The organism is Stenotrophomonas maltophilia group sp. Smal13 (assembly GCF_030236855.1).
GTDB classification, from domain to species: domain Bacteria; phylum Pseudomonadota; class Gammaproteobacteria; order Xanthomonadales; family Xanthomonadaceae; genus Stenotrophomonas; species Stenotrophomonas maltophilia_A.
This window is the reverse complement of record NZ_JASJSQ010000009.1, coordinates 46,643-50,258: the sequence shown is the minus strand read 5'-3', so window position 1 is coordinate 50,258 and position 3,616 is coordinate 46,643. Positions and strand designations below refer to the sequence as shown.

Sequence of the window (3,616 nt, the reverse complement as noted above, 5' to 3'; positions counted from 1 at the left end):
CCTCTACCTGGGTGGTGACCTCACGCGCTCTGCGACAGAAACACCCAGAACGGCACGTCTCGGCCAACCCAGTCGCGGCTGGCTTCGTCCATTACGTCCAGCAACGTGTCGAAATCCTTCTGCGTGGAGGCGCGCAACGTGTCCACGTCGGCCAGGAACAGCGCGTAGCCGTTGGCCGGCAGCCACTGCAGGTCGCGCAGGTTGTCCGACAGCGCATCCCAGTTGCCGCCGAAGCCGGCAGGGAAATCCAGTTGCGCGGCCAGCCGGGCCAGCAGGGTGCGCTTGTCGGCCACGCCTTCCAGGTCGATGCGGATCACCTTCAGCCCGGCATCGCGCATCGCCGCGGCCAGTGCGCCGATGTCGTCGCTGTCGATGGCGTAGACGCCGGCATTGTTGATGTCATGCAGGCCGAGGCCGAAATCATCGTGGCTCATCACTGCGCTCCCTGGGCCGGTACGGTGAAGCTGCGGAACGATTCGTAGTGGTCGTCGGTGTAGTACCACGCCTCCGGCGGATCGCCGCCGGTGACGATGCGGCGAGCGCCACGGGTGCGCGCACCGGGGGTGTCGACGGTGTATTCGCGGTAGTAGCCGCGCGGGCGCTGCGGCAGCTGCTGCTCGCGGTTGCCGAAGGTGCTGCCGTCCTGGCGGTGCGGGAACGGGCCGCCACGCTGGATCAGGGCGATGGTCTGCCGGGCTTCAGCGGGCAGGAATGCGGGCAGGCTGCTGTCGTTGCCGGTTGCGGGCGTGGCCGTGGCCGGCGCGAGCGCGGCAGGCGCACCCTGCAGGTCCGGCGCGAACTGCGGCGCCGGCGGGCGCTGCATGAAATGGTTGGCGACCAGGCCGAGCAGCAGCAGGGCGATGGCGGTGATCAGCAGCCGGGGGTTGCGCATGGGCAGGGGCGGGCGAGGGTGGTGCGGGCACTGTAGCGCCTGTGCGCTGCACGGTGCATGAGGACGCCGTCGCGTCACTGCTGCGTAACAATTGCCGTCATGCTCACTGGCAGGACGCAATTTCCTTTACATCCCCCTTGGTAATCTGGGGGTCTGTCCCCATCATTCACCGCGCAACGCCCGACACCGTCGGGTGCCCTCGCAATCAGGAGATGCATCATGGCCTATACCCTGCCCAAGCTGTCCTACGCCTACGACGCGCTGGAACCGCATATCGATGCGGCGACGATGGAAATCCATCACACCAAGCATCACCAGACCTACATCAACAACGTCAACGCGGCGCTGGAAGGCACCGAGTACGCTGACCTGCCGGTCGAAGAACTGGTGAAGAAGCTCAAGTCGCTGCCGGAGAACCTGCAGGGTCCGGTGCGCAACAACGGTGGCGGCCATGCCAACCACTCGCTGTTCTGGACCGTGATGGCTCCGAATGCTGGCGGCAACCCGGTGGGCGACGTGGCCAAGGCCATCGACAAGGACCTGGGCGGCTTCGACAAGTTCAAGGACGCCTTCACCAAGGCGGCGCTGACCCGTTTCGGCAGTGGCTGGGCGTGGCTGAGCGTGACCCCGGACAAGAAGGTTGTGGTCGAGAGCACCGGCAACCAGGACAGCCCGCTGATGGAAGGCAACACCCCCATCCTCGGCCTGGACGTGTGGGAACACGCGTACTACCTGAAGTACCAGAACCGTCGTCCGGAATACATCGGCGCGTTCTTCAACGTCATCGACTGGAACGAAGTCGAGCGCCGTTACCAGGAAGCGATCGCCTGATCGCGGTAACGGGATGAACTGAAAAGGCCGGGGGAGACCCCGGCCTTTTCTGTTGCAGGAGTCATTCGGTAGTGCCGGCCGCTGGCCGGCAATCGTGTGGTACCCGAGGAGCCGGCCAGCGGCCGGCACTACCTATTCGGCCGTGGCCGTATCACCCTGCAGGCGCAGGGTCGCCATCACGCCCAGGCGCAGGCCGGGCAGGTCGCCGTCGGCTGGCAGCAGGATCGGCTGCTGGCGGATGCCGCCGAAGTGCTTGACCTGGAACAGCACATCCAGGCCATGGCCACTGCTGCCACCGCCACTGGCCGCAGGCGCCTCGGCGCGGCCGCCGGGATTGCGCCGGGCCGGCTGGAAGCCGGGCGTGCTGCGCACCAGTTCCACCGTGTTGGCGGAGAAATCGCCGGCGATCAGGCTGGGCATGCCCTCGGCGGTGGCGCCGATCCAGGTCATCAGGTCGCTGGTCTGATGCTGGCGGGCGGTGGCCTCGTCCGGGTCCGGGCGCAGCCGTGCCACATAGATGTTGACCAGTGCCTCGCCCAGCTTCAGCCGCATCATGCCGGCGGCGCTGAAGGTGCCGGGTGGGTGCAGCAGGGTCACGCCATCCTCGCTGACCGGCAGCCGGGTCAGCATCGCGTTGCCATGCCGCAACGGCTGGCTGGGCGGATCGGCGGTAACGAAGTCGCAGCTGTAGCGCAGCCGGCTGGCCAGCCAGCAGGCCGGATTGCGGCCCTGCTGCTGCAGCACCTGCTGCACCGAGATCACGTCCGGCTGCAGGTCGGTCAGCAACTGTGCGACCTGCTCACGGCGCAACTTCCATTGCGCGTCATCGCGGCTGGGCAGTTCCAGCGCGGCCACGGTCAGTTGCCGGGGCTCGTTGTCACTGGCAGTGGCGGCCGTTGCCTGCGGCCGCGCCTGTGCCTGCAACGCCATCAGCAGCACCAGGCAACTGAGCAGGAGACGGGCGGGGGCGAGGGGGCGCATAACGATAAGTTTACGCTTTTGTCGTGCAGGTGCCGTGACTTCCGACACGGAGTGTCGCTGCCTGCCATGGATTGGCACCGTTGTCATGCAGCCCTGCAGCGTGCTTCGCAAGCCCTGCTTCCGGTAATCTTGCGCCTTTCGCTTTGCAGGATTGCCTTACAGGATGAGCCACGACGCAGTTGCCCCCATCGCCGGCCAGGGAAAGATGCCGCGCCAGATCCCGTACATCATCGGCAATGAGGCCTGCGAGCGGTTCAGTTTCTACGGGATGCGCAACATCCTGGTGCAGTTCCTGATCACCTCGCTGCTGCTGCAGGAAATCACTGCGGAAGGCCGTGCCGGTGAAGCCAAGGACATCATGCACAGCTTCATGATCGGCGTGTATTTCTTCCCGCTGCTCGGAGGCTGGCTGGCCGACAGGTTCTTCGGCAAGTATCACACCATTCTCTGGTTCAGCCTGGTCTACTGTGCCGGCCACCTGTGCCTGGCGCTGTTCGAGAACAGCCGCGAGGGCTTCTTCCTCGGCCTGGGCCTGATCGCGCTCGGTGCCGGTGGCATCAAGCCGCTGGTGGCCTCGTTCATGGGCGACCAGTTCGACCAGAGCAACAAGCACCTGGCCAAGATCGTCTTCGACGCCTTCTACTGGATCATCAACTTCGGCTCGCTGTTCGCCTCGCTGCTGATCCCGCTGGTGCTGAAGAACTGGGGCCCGCAGTGGGCGTTCGGCATCCCGGGCATCCTGATGTTCATCGCCACCTTCGTGTTCTGGCTGGGCCGCAAGCGCTACGTGCTGGTGCCGCTGCCGCCGAAGGATCCGCATTCGTTCGCCAACGTGGTGCGTACCGCACTAACCACGGCCCGTAACGGCCGGGCCCGTCCGGACACGGATACCGCCGAGGTCGACCTGGTGCT

General features: G+C 65.9%; 5 protein-coding genes. 2 read left to right on the top strand and 3 right to left on the bottom strand.

The window, feature by feature from the left end:
- Positions 1–20 precede the first annotated feature (20 nt).
- Positions 21–434 carry a barstar family protein gene (locus QRO95_RS05170; protein WP_032129660.1) on the bottom strand — a complete coding sequence of 138 codons (414 nt, stop codon included), beginning with the start codon at positions 432–434 and terminating at the stop codon, positions 21–23.
- Positions 434–892 carry a ribonuclease domain-containing protein gene (locus tag QRO95_RS05165; protein ID WP_285301835.1) on the bottom strand — a complete coding sequence of 153 codons (459 nt, stop codon included), beginning with the start codon at positions 890–892 and terminating at the stop codon, positions 434–436. Before QRO95_RS05165 ends, QRO95_RS05170 begins: the two co-directional genes overlap by 1 nt.
- Positions 893–1,111: 219 nt before the next feature.
- On the opposite strand from QRO95_RS05165, the gene QRO95_RS05160 reads away from it, so the two are divergent.
- Entirely contained in the window at positions 1,112–1,723 is a 612-nt protein-coding gene (locus QRO95_RS05160; RefSeq protein ID WP_005410310.1) for a superoxide dismutase, read from the top strand.
- 132 nt (positions 1,724–1,855) lie between these two features.
- Here the strand turns inward: QRO95_RS05160 and QRO95_RS05155 are convergent, their stop codons facing one another.
- On the bottom strand, positions 1,856–2,704 hold the full coding sequence (locus tag QRO95_RS05155) for an endonuclease/exonuclease/phosphatase family protein (RefSeq protein WP_182266413.1): 849 nt from the start codon (positions 2,702–2,704) through the stop codon (positions 1,856–1,858).
- 163 nt (positions 2,705–2,867) lie between these two features.
- Here QRO95_RS05155 and QRO95_RS05150 point away from each other — a divergent pair.
- Positions 2,868–3,616, top strand: a 749-nt coding sequence (locus QRO95_RS05150) for an MFS transporter (protein ID WP_285301834.1), incomplete at its 3' end; no start/stop codon positions are given.